Source organism: uncultured Roseobacter sp., assembly GCF_947492555.1.
In the GTDB taxonomy this organism is placed as follows: Bacteria; Pseudomonadota; Alphaproteobacteria; order Rhodobacterales; family Rhodobacteraceae; genus Roseobacter.
In genome coordinates, this window is sequence record NZ_CANLNE010000003.1 from 520,551 (window position 1) to 536,548 (window position 15,998).

Annotated in this window: 16 protein-coding genes; 2 read left to right on the forward strand and 14 right to left on the reverse strand. The window is 61.3% G+C overall.

The window, feature by feature from the left end; translation table 11 throughout:
- Nucleotides 1–5 precede the first annotated feature (5 nt).
- The 9 genes from Q1A07_RS15685 to Q1A07_RS15725 all read right to left on the reverse strand — a co-directional run bounded on the left by Q1A07_RS15685 (nucleotide 6) and on the right by Q1A07_RS15725 (nucleotide 8,535).
- Nucleotides 6–530, reverse strand: coding sequence for a hypothetical protein (locus tag Q1A07_RS15685; RefSeq protein ID WP_299782967.1), 525 nt, complete (start codon nucleotides 528–530; stop codon nucleotides 6–8).
- Nucleotides 527–2,008 (reverse strand): amidophosphoribosyltransferase, encoded by a 1,482-nt coding sequence (gene purF / locus Q1A07_RS15690; protein ID WP_299782969.1) that lies wholly within the window; start codon nucleotides 2,006–2,008, stop codon nucleotides 527–529. The genes Q1A07_RS15685 and purF overlap by 4 nt, the downstream gene beginning before the upstream one ends.
- A 167-nt stretch (nucleotides 2,009–2,175) precedes the next feature.
- Nucleotides 2,176–2,730 carry a CvpA family protein gene (locus Q1A07_RS15695; protein WP_299783552.1) on the reverse strand — a complete coding sequence of 185 codons (555 nt, stop codon included), beginning with the start codon at nucleotides 2,728–2,730 and terminating at the stop codon, nucleotides 2,176–2,178.
- A 29-nt stretch (nucleotides 2,731–2,759) separates the two neighbouring features.
- Nucleotides 2,760–4,121, reverse strand: a complete 1,362-nt coding sequence (radA, locus tag Q1A07_RS15700) for a DNA repair protein RadA (protein WP_299782971.1) — start codon at nucleotides 4,119–4,121, stop codon at nucleotides 2,760–2,762.
- A 50-nt stretch (nucleotides 4,122–4,171) separates the two neighbouring features.
- Nucleotides 4,172–4,924: a DNA repair protein gene (locus tag Q1A07_RS15705; RefSeq protein ID WP_299782973.1), complete on the reverse strand. Its 753-nt coding sequence runs from the start codon at nucleotides 4,922–4,924 to the stop codon at nucleotides 4,172–4,174.
- 192 nt (nucleotides 4,925–5,116) lie between these two features.
- Nucleotides 5,117–5,863: an ATP-binding cassette domain-containing protein gene (locus tag Q1A07_RS15710; RefSeq protein ID WP_299782975.1), complete on the reverse strand. Its 747-nt coding sequence runs from the start codon at nucleotides 5,861–5,863 to the stop codon at nucleotides 5,117–5,119.
- Nucleotides 5,860–6,633: an ABC transporter permease gene (locus Q1A07_RS15715; RefSeq protein ID WP_299782976.1), complete on the reverse strand. Its 774-nt coding sequence runs from the start codon at nucleotides 6,631–6,633 to the stop codon at nucleotides 5,860–5,862. The genes Q1A07_RS15710 and Q1A07_RS15715 overlap by 4 nt, the downstream gene beginning before the upstream one ends.
- Nucleotides 6,633–7,664, reverse strand: coding sequence for an alanine racemase (gene alr / locus Q1A07_RS15720; RefSeq protein ID WP_299782978.1), 1,032 nt, complete (start codon nucleotides 7,662–7,664; stop codon nucleotides 6,633–6,635). Before alr ends, Q1A07_RS15715 begins: the two co-directional genes overlap by 1 nt.
- An 82-nt stretch (nucleotides 7,665–7,746) precedes the next feature.
- A complete protein-coding gene (locus Q1A07_RS15725) occupies nucleotides 7,747–8,535 on the reverse strand; it encodes a DUF1194 domain-containing protein (RefSeq protein WP_299782980.1) in 789 nt (262 codons plus the stop codon).
- Nucleotides 8,536–8,798: 263 nt separating this feature from the next.
- On the opposite strand from Q1A07_RS15725, the gene Q1A07_RS15730 reads away from it, so the two are divergent.
- Nucleotides 8,799–9,230, forward strand: a complete 432-nt coding sequence (locus Q1A07_RS15730) for an NUDIX hydrolase (protein ID WP_299782982.1) — start codon at nucleotides 8,799–8,801, stop codon at nucleotides 9,228–9,230.
- A gap of 34 nt (nucleotides 9,231–9,264) precedes the next feature.
- On the opposite strand, the gene Q1A07_RS15735 is transcribed toward Q1A07_RS15730, so the two are convergent.
- The 5 genes from Q1A07_RS15735 to Q1A07_RS15755 form a co-directional block, all read right to left on the reverse strand.
- On the reverse strand, nucleotides 9,265–10,758 hold the full coding sequence (locus Q1A07_RS15735; protein ID WP_299782984.1) for a replicative DNA helicase: 1,494 nt from the start codon (nucleotides 10,756–10,758) through the stop codon (nucleotides 9,265–9,267).
- A gap of 154 nt (nucleotides 10,759–10,912) precedes the next feature.
- Entirely contained in the window at nucleotides 10,913–11,593 is a 681-nt protein-coding gene (locus Q1A07_RS15740) for an orotate phosphoribosyltransferase (RefSeq protein ID WP_299782986.1), read from the reverse strand.
- Nucleotides 11,594–11,662: 69 nt separating this feature from the next.
- Nucleotides 11,663–12,697, reverse strand: coding sequence for a dihydroorotase (pyrC, locus tag Q1A07_RS15745; RefSeq protein ID WP_299782988.1), 1,035 nt, complete (start codon nucleotides 12,695–12,697; stop codon nucleotides 11,663–11,665).
- Between the two features lie 38 nt (nucleotides 12,698–12,735).
- Nucleotides 12,736–13,665, reverse strand: coding sequence for a phosphoadenosine phosphosulfate reductase (locus tag Q1A07_RS15750; protein WP_299782989.1), 930 nt, complete (start codon nucleotides 13,663–13,665; stop codon nucleotides 12,736–12,738).
- Nucleotides 13,666–13,769: 104 nt separating this feature from the next.
- Nucleotides 13,770–14,801, reverse strand: a complete 1,032-nt coding sequence (locus Q1A07_RS15755; RefSeq protein ID WP_299782990.1) for a glycosyltransferase family 2 protein — start codon at nucleotides 14,799–14,801, stop codon at nucleotides 13,770–13,772.
- Between the two features lie 237 nt (nucleotides 14,802–15,038).
- Here Q1A07_RS15755 and Q1A07_RS15760 point away from each other — a divergent pair, with 237 nt between their 5' ends.
- The gene (locus Q1A07_RS15760) at nucleotides 15,039–15,947 is read left to right on the forward strand and encodes a MoxR family ATPase (RefSeq protein WP_299782991.1); all 909 of its coding nucleotides are present in this window, start codon (nucleotides 15,039–15,041) and stop codon (nucleotides 15,945–15,947) included.
- The last annotated feature ends 51 nt before the right edge of the window (nucleotides 15,948–15,998 follow it).

Here is a 15,998-nt window from a genome sequence, read left to right on the forward strand (position 1 = left end):
AGTGACTAGTGGGTGTCCGCCAATTGTCCCCAGTTCTCAATGAACGGATCAAGCCAGCCGTCCGGATAGGGATTTTGGTCAGCGCCGAACACTCTCTCGTAGTCCGGCAGAAAGCGGCGCATGGTGCTGTCTTTGCGTTGCTGGCCTTTCGCGCCTGGCGTTGCAAGCCATGTCGCGTGCGAAAGACGCACCGCGTCAGCGACGGTCCCACTGGGGACAATCCAGACCTTGCAGGCCTTTGCGCTGGTGGAGACGAAGTCGACGAAGCAGTAGTAAAGTGTTGGGCTGACGATGTTCTCATGCTTGGCACTCATGTGCCAGCCGCGATCTGCGCCGTGACCTCGTCTTGTTTTCACCTGAATGCCGGTTTGGAAGCGGCCATCTTCGGTTGAGACGACGATGTCGAGATTTGGCGCTCCTTCCGGTGCGAGCGCTGCGATATAGCCGCGCCGTAACAGGCAGGACATCACGTAGTGTTCGCCCGCCGCACCCATCAGCGGCGTCGCGATGCGGCTGCGCGACGGGCTCACTCCGCCGCTTTCATCTCGAAGCCGCTTTCGATCTGGTCGGCGGGCTCGACGGGGTATTCACCGGAGAAACAGGCGTCACAGTACTGTGGCTGCATGCAGTTGCGCCCATCCGCTTCGCCCACGGCGCGGTAGAGACCATCCAGCGAGATGAACTTGAGGCTGTCCACCTGCAGATGGTCGCGCATTTCCTCTTCGGACATGGTCGCGGCCAGCAGTTTTTCGCGCTGGGGCGTATCGACCCCGTAGAAACACGGCCAGGCGGTGGGGGGCGATGCGATGCGGAAATGCACTTCCTTAGCGCCTGCATCCAGGATCATCTCCTTGATCTTGCGGCTGGTGGTGCCGCGCACCACGCTGTCGTCCACCAGAATGACCCGCTTGCCCTTGATCAGCGCGCGATTGACGTTGAGCTTCAGCCGTACGCCCATGTTGCGGATCTGCTCGGTGGGCTCGATGAAGGTGCGGCCCATGTATTGGTTGCGGATGATGCCCATGGCGTAGGGGATGCCCGAGGCCAGCGAATAGCCGATGGCCGCCGGGGTGCCGCTGTCCGGTACGGGGCAGACCAGATCCGCCTCGACGGGGGATTCTTTGGCCAGCTCGCGCCCGATGGCCTCGCGCGTTTCATAGACGGAGCGGCCCCCGAGGATGCTGTCAGGACGGCTGAAATACACATGTTCAAAGATGCAGAAGCGTGGTTTTTGCGGACGGAAGGGGAAGTGCGATTCCACGCCGTTGGCGGTGATCACCACCATCTCGCCCGGCTCGATCTCGCGGATGAATTCGCCGCCGATGATGTCCAGCGCGCAGGTCTCGGAACTGAGCGCCCAGCCATCGCCGACCTTGCCCAGCACCAGCGGGCGCACGCCCAGCGGGTCGCGCACGCCAATCAGTTTGGTGCGGGTCATGGCGACCACGGAGAAGGCGCCTTCGACCCGGCGCAGCGCGTCTTCCATGCGTTCGGGGATGGTGCGTTGCAAGCTTCGCGCCATCAGGTGGATAATGCATTCACTGTCTGAAGACGACTGGAAGATCGAGCCGCGCTCGATCAGCTCACGCCGCAGGGCGTTGGCATTGGTGATGTTGCCGTTGTGCGCAATCGCCGCCCCGCCCATGGCAAATTCGCCAAAGAAGGGTTGCACGTCGCGGATCGCCGTCTGGCCTTTGGAGCCGGTGGTGGAATAGCGCACATGGCCGATGGCCAGCGGGCCGGGCAGGGTCTCCATCACCTTCTGCGAGGTGAAATTGTCGCGCACGTAGCCAAAGCGCCGGGCGGATTGGAAGCCGTGTTCCGGGTGATGGCTGACGATGCCGCCGGCCTCCTGCCCGCGATGCTGCAGGGCGTGCAGGCCGAGGGCCACGAAATTCGCGGCATCCCCAACGCCGATGACCCCGAAAACCCCGCATTCCTCCTTGAGCTTGTCGTCCTCATCCGCGTCGCGCAGAAAGGAGGTGTCAAAAGGATGTGCGGGAGGCATGATCTTGGACAACGGGGCAGCTCCGAATCCGGTAAGAGGCGTCGCCCCGTATGTAGGGCGTCAGGCGGCCGCTGTCACGAAACTATCATGATCTCACGCGGAATTGTCGCCTCGCGGCAACGGTGGCAACACGTCTTGCGGGAAACCTGCGGCTCTCCGCGGAAAAATCAGGCGCCGCAGTTGCCGACCAGCGTTTCATATTGCTGGGTGATCCAGCCAAGCGCCTGCTCAGGCTCTGAGTTCTGGATGCGGTCGGAGACCTGCGCAAAAACCACGGCAGAACGGCTTTCATCAACGACGGTGTAGGTTTCGCCTGTGACCACGGTCTCATAGACAAAGAAGGCGATGGCCACGAGCAACACGCCCCGCGCCACCCCAAAGACAAAACCAAACCCCTGATCGATGCCACCCAGCGCCGACCGCTGTACCACGGAGGCAAAGAGCGGGGTAAAGAGCGAGACCACGATCAGCGCCACGGCAAAGACGAGGGCGAAGGCGCCGATGATCGACAGCTCGCAGCTGTCTGCGAGGAATTCACCGACAACGGGGATTTCGCGCACCAGCGGTTCCACCTGCGGCGCAAAGAGAAATCCCAGCACAGCAGCGGCGATCCAGCCGACAATTGCCATGACCTCGCGCACGAGACCGCGCCCATAGGCCAGAAGCGCCGAGACGATGATGACCAGCGCCACAACGCCGTCAATGATGGTAAAACCTTCCATAGTGCTCAACGCCTCTCCGTTTTTGGCTCTCAGCCTGCGCCAAATATTTCGCCCACAAAGCCGGTCAGGTCGCTCATCGTGTTCAGGGAAATCCCGCTGACACCAACAGCTTTGCCGCCCCCGGGGGCAATTGCAGCGGTGAAACCAAGTTTTTGCGCCTCTTTCAACCTGTTTTCGGTCTGAGTGGCGGGACGCAGCGCGCCGGAGAGGCTGATTTCGCCAAAAACCACCGTGTCGGCGGGCAATGCCGCGTCTTCCCGGGCGCTCAGAAGGGCGGCGGCCACGGCGAGATCGGCGGCAGGCTCGGAGACCTTCATGCCGCCCGCGACATTGAGATAGACGTCGAGGCCTGCAAACGGGATGCCACAGCGCGCCTCCAGCACGGCGAGGATCATCGCCAGACGCCCGCCGTCCCAGCCCACAACCGTGCGGCGCGCCTGTGCATGGGGGGAGGGGGCGACAAGGGCCTGAAATTCCACCAGCACGGGGCGCGTGCCTTCAACCCCGGCAAACACGACAGATCCGGGCGAGGGTTCCCCTCGTTCGGACAGAAAGAGCGCGGAGGGGTTGGCGACTTCGGACAGCCCCTGGCCGGTCATCTCGAAGACGCCGATCTCATCTGCCGGGCCAAATCGGTTTTTCACCGCGCGCAGGATGCGGAACTGGTGGCCGCGCTCGCCCTCGAAGTAGAGCACGGTATCGACCATATGCTCGACCACGCGGGGGCCTGCGATCTGGCCTTCCTTGGTCACATGGCCCACGAGGATCACGCTGATCCCCTTGCGCTTGGCAAAACTGGTCAACTCATGGGCGGCGGCACGGACCTGGCTGACCGAGCCGGGCGCGCTTTCCACATTGTCGGCCCACATGGTCTGGATGGAATCGATGATGGCCAGCTGCGGTTTTTCCGTCTCCAGCGTGGTCAGAATATCGCGGAGGTTGGTTTCGGCGGCCAGTTTCACCGGGGCATCCGCCAGCCCGAGGCGTTGCGCGCGCATGCGCACCTGTGCTGCGGCTTCCTCGCCGGAGACATAGATGGTCTTGAGGCCCGAGCGGGCAAATTGCGCCGCGGCCTGCAAGAGCAGGGTGGATTTGCCGATACCCGGATCGCCGGCCACGAGGATCGCGGAGGCTGGCACCAGCCCCCCGCCCAGAACACGGTCCAATTCCTCGATCCCCGCTTTGGTGCGGGGCGGCGGGGCCTCTTCGGTCGCAAGATCGGTCAGGACAATCGACGCACCGCGCTTGCCGCCCAGCGATTTGGCCGGGCCTTTGGAAATTCCGGCATCTTCTGAAATGGTGTTCCACTCGCCGCAGGCTTCGCAGCGCCCGGCCCATTTGGTGGTGACATTGCCGCAGGCGGAACAGGAAAAGGAGGGGGATTTAGCCATTCGGCTTTCATGCCCCAGCCATCCTGCGGCGTCAAAGGGTAAAGCGCGGGCTACTCAGCGGCGACTTTGCTCAGACGCACAACGCGTCCGGCGGTGCCCTCTGCCTGCTTTCGGGCTTCGGGCAATACTTCATCCAACTCACCGACCAGCCGGTCCAGCTGGGACTGCGCCACGGCTTCGTCCATCTCCACCCGGTTCAGCCACTGACGGATGTCGTAGTTCAACGCCTTGGCATGGTCGAGCCGCTCCTGAAACAGCGCGACCTCCTGCTGCCGCTGCACAAGGAATTCACGGGCGCGGTCTACCTTCTCGTCGGAATAGGCCTGCGCGAGGTTCTGGCTGATCTGGCTCATCTGGGCGGCCACTTCCAGAAGATCGGGCTCCAGACTGCTCAGATCCGGATGATCGCGCAGAAACTCCATGCGTTCCTTGACGGCGTCATATTCCGCCGCGGCCTGAAAGCTGCCCTTGCGGTCTTCTGCATGGGCCAGCGCATAGGCCCGGGTCACGTCTTCCATGCGCATCGAAAAGCGGTGATGCGCTGCCTCCAGCCGCATGATGCGGTTGTTGGTGGGGACAAAAAAGCACAACACCAGAAGCAAGGCGGTCAAAGTCAGCTGCGCGTACATGCCCGCCTGGTCCACCGGTACGCCATTGACGCCCAGTGACAACTCCACCCACGGCAGCACCCCGGCAAAGGCAAGGGCGGAACCGATCACCAGAAGACAAGCGGATGTGACGATCAGAAAGAGCGAAAAGGTCTGGCAGACAGAGCGGATAATCGCGACAAGAGGGCGGGCCATTTCCATGATGAAATACTCCGAACAAAATCATTACAGGTCGGCAAAAAAACACCGTTACCGGGACAGAATACACCAAAACTGGCGAAAATTATAATGAAAGCAGGATATTGGTGAACGGCTTACCTTACGCGCGAAGATTGTTCGCTGTCCGTGATCAAACGCGTTTTGTGGTCTGGATTGTCGCCAAAAACCTTACCTGACGGCTTCAATCGGGCCGTCGGCCTTGCCTTGGATAAACTGGTCCAGATAAGGATTGCCGCTGGTATCCATCTGGCTCACCGGTCCCGTCCATTGGATCACGCCGTCGTGCAGCATGGCGATATTGTCGGCGATGGCACGTACGGAGGTCATGTCGTGAGTGATGGTCATGGCTGTCGCGCCCATCTCCACCACGATCTCGCGGATGAGTTCGTTGATCACGCCTGACATGATCGGGTCGAGACCGGTTGTGGGCTCGTCGAAAAAGATGATCTCGGGCTCGGCGGCGATGGCGCGGGCGAGGCCCACGCGCTTGGCCATGCCGCCCGAAAGTTCTGCGGGGAACCGGTCTGCCACGTCCGATTTCAGGCCGACGCGGCGCAGCTTTTCGATGGCAATTTCACGGGCTTCTTCGCGCGGACGTTTAAGCGAGCCGCGCAGCAGCCGGAAGGCAACGTTCTGCCAGACGGGGAGGCTGTCAAAGAGCGCACCGCCCTGAAACAGCATGCCGAACCGCGCCAGAAAGGCATCGCGGTCACCGGTGCCTGCGTCTTTGCCATCGACGGTGATGCTGCCGCTGTCCTGCTTGACGAGACCGAGGATGCACTTCAGCGCAATGGATTTACCGGTGCCCGAACCGCCGATGATCACCATTGAGGTTCCCTTGGGGATCGACAGGTTGAGACCGCGCAGCACGTGGTTTGACCCGAACGATTTCTGGATGCCCTTCATCTCGATCATAGCGTGAAAAACACTCCTGTGAGCACGAAATTGGCAGCCAGGATAAGAATTGCAGCGCCTTCGACGGCGGACTTCGTGGCCCGTCCCACGCCCATGGCGCCACGGCCCGAATTCATGCCATGAAAGCAGCCCATGAGTGCGGCGGCAAAGCCAAACACGGCGCCTTTTGTAAGCGATGAGATGATGTCCAGCGGTTCAAGGAAATTGACCGTATTGCGGATATACCCTGCCGGGTTGAACCCCAGCGTGCCGGTGGCGACGGCATAGCCGCCAAAGACCCCGATGATGTCACCCACGCCGACAAGCAGCGGCACCACCAGAACGGCAGCCAGCACGCGCGGCACGGTCAGGTATTTCATCGGGTGTGTGGAGAGGGTGACGAGCGCGTCGATCTGTTCGGTCACTTTCATCGTCGCAATTTCGGCGGCAATGGAAGAGGTCACGCGCGCAGCGATCATGAGGCCGACCAACACCGGGCCAAGCTCGCGCACCATGCCCACGGCGACGATCTGCGGCACCACCGCCTCGGCGTTGAACCGCGAGCCACCCGCGTAAATCTGGAGCGCCAGCGCGCCGCCGGTAAAGACCGCCGTCAGCCCGACGACCGGCAATGATAGCCAGCCGATGTTGAGCAGGGCAGAGAGGAACTCGCGGCCATAGAAGGGCGGACGCAACATATGGCTGATGGCCTCTACGCCGAAGAGCGCGATCCGGCCAATTGTGGCCAGAGCCGCCATCACGGTGCGGCCTATCAGGGCGAGCGGTTTCATCAGACGTAGACGCGTTTGTACCGCGCTCCCAGAGAGGTCAGGACTTCGTAGCCTATGGTATCGGAAAATCCGGCGACGGTGTCCACCGATTGATGTGGGCCAATCAGCTCCAGGGTGTCCGGCTCTTCGGCCAGCCCGGTCACATCCACACCGATCATGTCCATGGAAATCCGCCCGACCACGGGGACGGCGGAACTGCCGGTGTGCAGATGCGCCTGTGGTCCCATGGCCCGGATGATCCCGTCCGCGTATCCGGCGGCGATGGTGGCAATCCGCGACGGGCCGCGCGCCACCCAGGTGTTCGAATAGCCCACCGTCTCGCCCACGCTCACATCACGGATCTGGATCACAGGAACATGCAGGGCCACAACCGGGCGGGCGTCCACATAAGGCAGGCCGCCGTACAGGCCGATCCCGGGGCGGATCATGTCGAAATGGTAGTCAGACCCCAGCAGGATGCCACCTGTCGCCGCCAGAGAGCGCGGCGCGTCGATCCCTTGCGTCATCTCCACGAAGGTCTGCAGCTGCCGGGCGTTCATTGCGTGATCGGGCGCGTCGGCACAGGCGAGGTGCGACATGATGAGCGTCGGGTTCTGGCTGAGCGCCACGTCACGCAGGGCGGCCCACTCCGCATCTTCCATACCCAACCGGTTCATGCCGGTATCCAGCTGAATACCAAAAGCGTGACCGGGCAGGGACTCCACATGGCGCAGCATCTGGTCGATGGAATTCAGCATCGGCGTCAGGTTAGCGTCGCGGATCAGGGCGGTGTCGCCCTCCATATGCCCCGAAAAGACGTTGATCTTTGGGCCTTTGCCAAGGATCTGCCGCAGGGCAGCGCCTTCTTCGGCCATGGCGACGAAGAAAGTGCGCGCGCCGGCCCGCGCCAGCGCACTGGCGATGGGCTTCAAGCCCAGACCGTAGGCATCCGCTTTGACAACGGCACCGGCATCCGATTGCGCCATGGCGCTGAGGTTGCGCCAATTGTCAATCAGGGCGGTCATGTCGATGGAAAGAATTGCACTGGCCATTCCCGCGTTTTGACAGGGATCGGGCGAGCGTCAAGTGAAAATTGGGCCTTGGGCAAGCCCGTGCGCAGATGGCGTCGCCTGGTCAGGGAATGTCGAAATAAGCCCGGTTCTGTTCCCACATCTTTTCACCGATCAGGCAATCGTAGGGTTGTTCTTGTGTGAGTTGTGCACGGTAGATGCGCGCAGGCAGGCCGGCAATCTCCAACACCAGCTTGCGTTTGACGGCATCTGCGAACTGATCCCAGGCCAGAACCGGAATCACAAAGGCGCCCGGGCCCCCGATCACGCAGTGCCGGTAGTAAATGTCCAAATCTGGAATGCCCCAGATTTCGCTCAAAGGGTCCTGCGTCATCAACGGCAAACCATTAATGATGAACCCATCGGCCAGCGCTGCGTCACGGGCGCGTTCCACCGGACGGCCCTGGTTGTTCGGTCCGTCACCGGAGACATCGATCACCCGGCGCAGCCCCTGAAACCCGTTGTCGTCGAAATCCTCTGCGGCATAGAGCAGGGCGCCCGAGATCGACGTACGCCTGAGGCCCGCATCGAACCGCGCCGTGATCCTGTGCGCAATCGCTTGTGCCTCCTGGGGCGTGGCAAGCAAGGTCCAGGGCACAACAACCCGCTGCGAGTACTCGCCCGCCCATTCCACATACGTAATGGCGATGCGGCCCAGCAGACCGTTCTCAATGGCCTTCATCACCTGCGCGCTGGTGAGCGCTTCGGCATAGCCGCGCCGCTGGATTTCCAGCTCCGCAGGCGACATGGAACGCGAGACATCCACGGCGAGGAACAGCTCCACATCCACTTCGACATCTTGTGCGGACAGGAGGGTGGGCAGGATCAGGAGCAAGGCAAGCCAGTGTCGCATGTGTCCATTGCGCCAGAGAATGCGGAGCCTGTCCAATCACAAATGACGAAGCTGCATGCCACGGGGCAACTCGGGAAGTTTCGGGCCGGGTATCCGACGCAAACCGCACCCGCGTATGTCGAGAGTAGCGGGTGGGGACGAACAACAGGCATGCTGTGTCGAGATCACCCGGCTGGATTGTCGTTGCATGATGTTTGTTGCGCAGGCGCACTCCTTTCCACCTATGGTAATGCGAGAAATAGGTACGGGGAATCGCACAGATCATGATCAGCACGCCCAGACTGGCAGCGCTTGCCGTGGTGATCCGCGTGGATCATGTCCTGCTGGTAAAGCGCAAAAACGCGCCGGATGCAGGTCTCTGGGGGTTTCCCGGCGGGCATGTGAACCTCGGAGAAACGGCGCTTGCTGCTGCCGCGCGGGAGCTTCGGGAGGAAACTGGCGTGCGTGGGCGGCCGGTGCAGTATCTTACAAATATTGATGTCATTCAGCGCGACACGCACGGCGACATGCAGTTTCATTTCCTGCTCGCAGCGGTGCTCTGCGACTTCCTGGGCGGAACGCCGGAGGCGAATGACGACGCGAGCGCGGCGGCCTGGGTGCCTGCGACCGATGTTCTGAAGGGGCGGTTTTCCTGCAGCGCGCATGTCGATGACGTACTGCGCCTTGCGCAGGCGGTTGGACACGGCAGCACGTAACTGTCGTAGGACACGTGAAAATACCTGGCCGGGCTCAGAACTCCCGGTCACCGCCTTGTTGCCATGGTTGCACGAGGTTGCCGAAGCGGGTGAAGCGGCCCTCGAAGCTCAGTTCAACCGTGCCGATGGGGCCGTGACGCTGCTTGCCGATCACCACCTCGGCGCGACCGTGCAGGCGTTCCATCTCTTCCTGCCACTTGGCCATGGCTTCGAGATCGTGGTCACCGGGTTTCTCGCGTTCCTTGTAGTATTCTTCGCGGAACACGAACATCACCACGTCGGCGTCCTGTTCGATGGAGCCGGATTCGCGCAGGTCGCTGAGCTGCGGGCGTTTGTCCTCGCGGTTTTCGACCTGACGTGAGAGCTGCGAGAGCGCGATCACCGGGATGTCCAGCTCCTTGGCGATGGCCTTGAGGCCCATGGTGATCTCGGAGATTTCGTTCACGCGGTTTTCTGATTTGCCTGTGCCACGCACCAGCTGCAGGTAATCCACGATCAGCACGTCGAGCCCGTAGGTCCGTTTCAGACGCCGCGCGCGGGCCGCCAGCTGCGAGATCGGCAGGGCGGGCGTGTCGTCGATGTAAAGCGGGCAGGCTTCCAGCGCCTTGGCGGCATCGACGAAGCGACGAAATTCGGTCTCGGTCATATCGCCGCGACGGATCTGTTCGCTGGGCACTTCTGCTGCCTCTGACAGGATCCGCGCGGCGAGCTGCTCGGCACTCATCTCTAGCGAATAAAAGCCGACAACACCGCCATCCACGGCTCCCTCGGAGCCGTCCGGCAATTGGCCGCGCTTGTAGGCCTTGGCGATGTTGAAGGCGATATTGGTGGCAAGGGAGGTCTTGCCCATGGACGGACGGCCCGCGAGAATGAGCAGGTCGGACCGGTGCAAGCCTCCAAGCTTCTTGTCCATATCGATCAGGCCGGTGGACACCCCTGCCAGGCCACCATCACGCTGATAGGCGGCATTCGCGACATTAACTGCGTCTGTTACCGCCTTGAGAAAGCTTTGAAAACCGCTCTCCACCTGACCTTGTTCCGCAAGCTTGTAGAGCGCCTGTTCGGCCTCCACGATCTGCTCGCGCGGCTCGGAGGCGACATCGACCGTCGCCGCCTTGTCGGAGATTTCACGGCCCAGCTGGATCAGGTCGCGGCGCACGGCAAGGTCATAGATCATCTGCGCATAGTCGCGCACGGCAAAGGCGGAGATTGCGGCACCGGCAAGGCGCGCGAGATAGGCGGGGCCGCCCAACTCCTTCAAGCCCTCATCGTCCTCCATGAAGGCCTTGAGCGTGACCGGTGAGGCGAGGTTGTTCTTAGCGATCCGGGCGGCGGCAATTTCGAAGATGCGCGCATGCACGGGATCATAAAAGTGTTTCGGACCGATGATAGACGCAACCCGGTCGTAAATGTCATTGTTGGTCAGGATCGCGCCCAGAAGCTGTTGCTCAGCCTCGATCGAGTGCGGCATGGTCTCCGGCGATTGCACATCGACGCCGGTCGGATTGAATGCTGCGATTTCGTTCATGCCTGCCCCACCTTGTCCCGGCTCTGGTCTTACCCGCGTGCCTAGGGCAAGCGCAATCAGGATAAGACGGTATAACCTGTGGATATGTTTTTATCTCAAAAACATACCGGATCTGGTGGTGGATTGCACGCGAAATACAGGATGAGGTGGCGCGTCAGCTGCTTTTTCGGACGTCCTGCCAGGCGCGGGGATCGTTCAGGAAGGTTTCGACTTCGTCCAGCGTTGTGGCGTCAAACGTGCCCTGCGCCTTGGCTTCGGCCAGCACATCCCACCAGGTGCACAGGGAATGCAGAGCAACCCCATGATCGCCAAGGGTCTTTTCCGTCTCCGGGAAAATGCCGTAGTAAAAGATCACCGCCGTGTGCCCGCAGGTCGCACCCGTGTCGCGAATCGCATCGACAAAGGAGAGCTTGGAGCCGCCGTCGGTTGTGAGGTCTTCGACCAGCAGCACGCGTTGACCTTCGCTCATATCGCCTTCGATACGTGCATTGCGACCGTAGCCTTTGGGCTTTTTGCGCACATAGGTCATGGGCAGGCCCATCCGTTCGGCGACCAGCGCCGCGAAGGGGATGCCCGCCGTTTCGCCGCCGGCGATGTTATCGAAGGCTTCAAAGCCCGCGTTGCGCATCACGGTTACGGTCAGGAAATCCATGAGTGTTGTGCGGATGCGCGGATAGCTGATCAGCTTGCGGCAATCGATGTAGGTGGGGCTGGGCAGGCCGGAGGCGAGGGTGAAGGGTTCGGCGGCGTTGAAGTGGACGGCCTTGATTTCCAGCAGCATGCGCGCGGTGAGGCGGGCCATTTCGGTGGCGTCGGGGTAGCTGCTGGGGGTCATCATGTTGTCCTTTGCTGTCGTGCCGGAAAGAGTCTTGCCTCCGGCGGGGATATTTCTGGCCAGAAGAAACTAGCGCACGGCCCATGCCAGCGGAAAGCCGGGATCAAAAACTGTGACTGGCCCGTCAGCAGTTTCGATGTGAGGGGGGTAGGTTGCGCCGGACTTTTCCAGGGTGATGGTGTCGGTATTGGCGGGCAGGCGATAAAAGGCGGGGCCATTCAGGGAGGTGAACGCCTCCAACTGGTCAAGCGCGTCTTCTTCTTCGAAGACATGGGCGAGAATGGACAGGGTGTTGGGCGCGGTAAAGCAGCCTGCACAGCCGCAGGGCAGCAGCTTGTTGGCATCCGTATGCGGGGCGGAATCGGTGCCGAGGAAGAACCGTGCGTCGCCGGACGTGGCGGCCGTGCGCAGGGCCAGCCGATGCTCTTCCCGTTTCGCGACCGGCAGGCAGTAGTAATGCGGCCTGATTCCGCCCGCGAGGATGTGATTGCGGTTGATCACAAGGTGATGCGTGGTGATCGTGGTACCTAGGCTGTCATCCTGCGCTCGGGCATAGTCGACCGCGTTGCGCGTTGTGATGTGTTCCATGACGACGCGCAGACCGGGCGTCGCCCTGCGGATCGGGTCAAGCACACGGTCGATGAACACGGCTTCGCGGTCAAAGATATCGATGTCGGCATCCGTCACCTCGCCATGCACGCAGAGCGGCAGGCCGATTTCGGCCATTCTTTCCAGCACCGCACGCACGTTGTCAAAGTTGGATACACCACTGGCGGAATTGGTTGTGGCCCCCGCGGGATATAGTTTCACCGCATGCACAAGACCTGAGGCATGCGCGGCTGCGACATCCGCTGGGTCGGTGTCTTCGGTCAGATAGAGGGTCATCAGGGGGGTGAAATCCATGCCTTCGGGAAGCGCGGCACGGATACGGTCGTGGTAAGCGCTGGCCTGCGCGGCGGTCACCACCGGCGGCACCAGATTGGGCATGATGATGGCGCGGGCAAAATGCCGGGCAGTGGCAGGTAGGACAGCCTCCAACATCGCACCGTCACGCAGGTGCAGATGCCAATCGTCCGGGCGTCGCAGGGTCAGTGTCTGGCTCATGTCGCTGCGCTAGCACAGCTTTGCCCGTAGTGCCAGTATCAGCCGTCTTCCGCTTCGGTCAGCTGCTGCAGACGCTTGATAAAGCGGGGCGCTTGGAGGCGTTCAGCGACGTTGCGACAGAGCGCGTGAACCAGAGTATGCCGCCCTTGTTGGTCGAGCTTTGCCAGCAGGCGTCGTAGGTAAGGCAGGTGATCGCGCCGCGCCCGCATCAGTTTCGCGAAGCGGCCCGGTGTCAGGTCGCCTTCCCCGGTCGCAAGGATCAGCGCATGCAGCACATCCATCTGCAAGAGGCTTGTCTGAAGGATCCGCCCCATGTTGCGCATTGGCAGTTTCGTTACACCGGCTTTTGTGAAAAGGGCGGCGTGCATGGCGTCTTCGGTCTCGGTCGGATCGAAAATGATCAAGGTTTCCGAGGCCGCATCCAGCATGTCCGGCGCGTACCCATAGCGATCAGCGAAATTCACTCGGCGCATTTCGGTAAAGCGTTTGTCCCACTCAGTCACCCGCGGGTCGAGCGTTGCTTGCGGCTGGATGGCCAGCACTTTTGCGCCTGGCGCCGCAACGGAATAGGCTGCCGCCGCATACCCACAGGGACCAGCGCCGTAAAACAGGACCGTATCGAATTCGTCGAAAAACCCGTCATCCACGAGGCGATCGAAAAATGCGTAGACTGCCGGATCGCGAAACCAGGTATCGCCGTTGCTGATCACCCCCAGGTGGGACCATCCGGCGCGTTTGACCATGTCCCATCCCAGCGGGTGTGCTTGCTCTGAAAGGGTCTGGATGCCTTGATGGGTCTCAAACGTCACCAGCAGCGTGGTGCCGTCTTCTACAAAAGTGGCGATATGCTTGCGGCCGAGCGGCGTCAGATATCCGTGATCATCGACCAGGTCGGTCACCTCGGATATCCATTCCTGCCGGGTCATGTTGCCCAGCGAATGTTCAAAACTTATTGCCGCGTCCGGCATGGCACGCTTCCTCAACCTGCCTTCGGTCATATGCCGCAGGGCTTGTCATTGTAAACTAAGCTTGGTTTGAGGCAAAATTGCGGAAACAACGTGCGGAATTTTCGCTAATTGTTGCTGTTTTGGCGATCCTGAAGGGCGAAGTGCACCAGCTCTGCTGCCGCTATGCGGGAAACTGGTTGCGACGGCTGCGTCATGAGAAGCCGCGAATAAAGTGCGCGGAATCGGTCTTGCAGCATCAGGGCTTCAAACCGTGCCTTGCGCCACGCGACGGCTGCGTGATGCAGATCGGCCAGGATAGGATCGGCCATCAGGTCGTTCAACGCTGCCGTGCTGGCGGGCCGGAGTGCGTGAATTGACGTATCTTCCTCGGTGTTCAGGTTCCGCTCCACCCAGTAATCGAGCGCGAGAGGGTCATCCGCGTGCACTGCGCGTCCCCGATCGGCCTTTAGAACAAAGCTTTGCATTGCGCCCAATGGGTAATGGTTGAGCTGCACCAGCGCGTGATTGGGTTGCCCGTAGTTGGAGAAAATGCGGTTGCGTTTGAATGATGTGCCCAGCTCTCGCCCTTCACCGTCAAACCACCTTGCACCGCCAACCCGATCAGCGTCCGGTGCCTTCGGTCTGTGCACCCCAAGTTTTCCGTAGGTCTGATCGTTGCGATACAGTGTTTTGAACATCGCCGCCCGCCAGGGCCAATAGATGACCTCGGGGGCGCAACGTGCGAACTGCCGGGTTATTGGAGTGTCTGTGAATTCCTGAACGCCTGCATTGCCGAAAAGGCGCCATGTCAGGGTAATGGCTGTGGCCTCGGGTAGCGCGGCGATCAGCGCGGGCAGCGTATGGTCGCCGCATTTCACATTGACGAATTCGTCGATATCGAGCGGCAGCAGCCAGTCCGTATTGCGGACGGATGGGTGTTTGTCGGCCAGATGCAGCGCGGTAAACTGGATGCCGCGTTTGCCATAGGGTCCGTCGTTGCGGATGTGCGCTAGCCAGCCGAGACTCTCCAGATGGTTCAGCATCGCGTCGGTGCCATCGCTGCAATCGTTCGAGCAGACTACGAAATCCGTGATCCCTGCCGCGCGGTGATGCGCCAGCCATTCCAGCAAAAATGCCGCTTCGTTTCTGACCGTCAATACGGCGGTGATCCTTGGTCGCTGATCAGACACAGCGCGTCGGCTTTCCGGAAACGCGCCTGATGGAGAATGTGCTCGTCTGCCGGGGGATATCGGTCATTGCCGATCCTCTCAATTGTCGCCGATTGACCATGCCACTTGCGGTAAATCGCGTCAACGTAGACCAAATGGCAAGTCATCAACGCTTGACCCGCCTGCCGTGGAGTGCAGGTTGTTTGCGGGAAAAGAGGAGAATGCATGGCCGGGTTTGATACGATTGACGCCGTTCAGGAGATGCTGTCGGCGCAGGGATACGTTTGCGACCGGGCGCTTGGCACTGTGGTGTTTCTGGCGCTGCGTCTGGGGCGTCCGCTCTTTCTTGAAGGCGAGGCAGGTGTCGGCAAGACCGAGATTGCCAAGGCCCTGTCTGCCGGTCTGAACCGGCGGCTGATCCGGCTCCAATGCTACGAGGGGCTCGATGCCTCCACCGCCGTCTACGAGTGGAATTTCCCCGCCCAGATGGTCGCCATCCGCACAGCGGAAGCGGCGGGCGATCAGTCCCGCGCGGATTTGCAAGCGGAGCTTTTCAGCGACGACTACCTGATCGAACGGCCACTGCTGGAGGCGATGCGTCCGGATGAAAACGGCGCGCCGGTGCTGCTGATTGATGAACTCGACCGGACGGATGAACCCTTCGAGGCCTTTCTGCTGGAGGCGCTGAGCGATTTTCAGGTGACAATCCCGGAACTGGGTACCATCAAGGCCCCCGAGCCGCCGATCGTGATCCTGACTTCCAACCGCACCCGCGAGGTGCATGACGCGCTGAAACGCCGCTGCCTCTATCACTGGGTGGACTATCCCGACTTTGACCGGGAGATGGAAATCCTGAACGCGCGTGCGCCCGAAGCGGCTGCTGCGCTCAGCCGCGAAGTGGTGGCTTTCGTGCAGCAATTACGCACCGAAGATCTGTTCAAGAAACCCGGCGTGGCCGAAACCATTGACTGGGCCAAATGCCTGCTCGCGCTGGATGTGATCAACCTCAGCCCCGAAGTGATCGCCGATACGCTGGGCGCGATCCTCAAGTACCAGGACGACATCCAGAAACTGCAGGGTTCGGAGGCCAAGCGCATCCTCGATCAGGTCAAAGCGACGCTGGAGCCCGCCTGATGTTTCTTCTGGCAAAAAATATCCCGGGGGAGCGCGCAGCGCGGGGGCAGC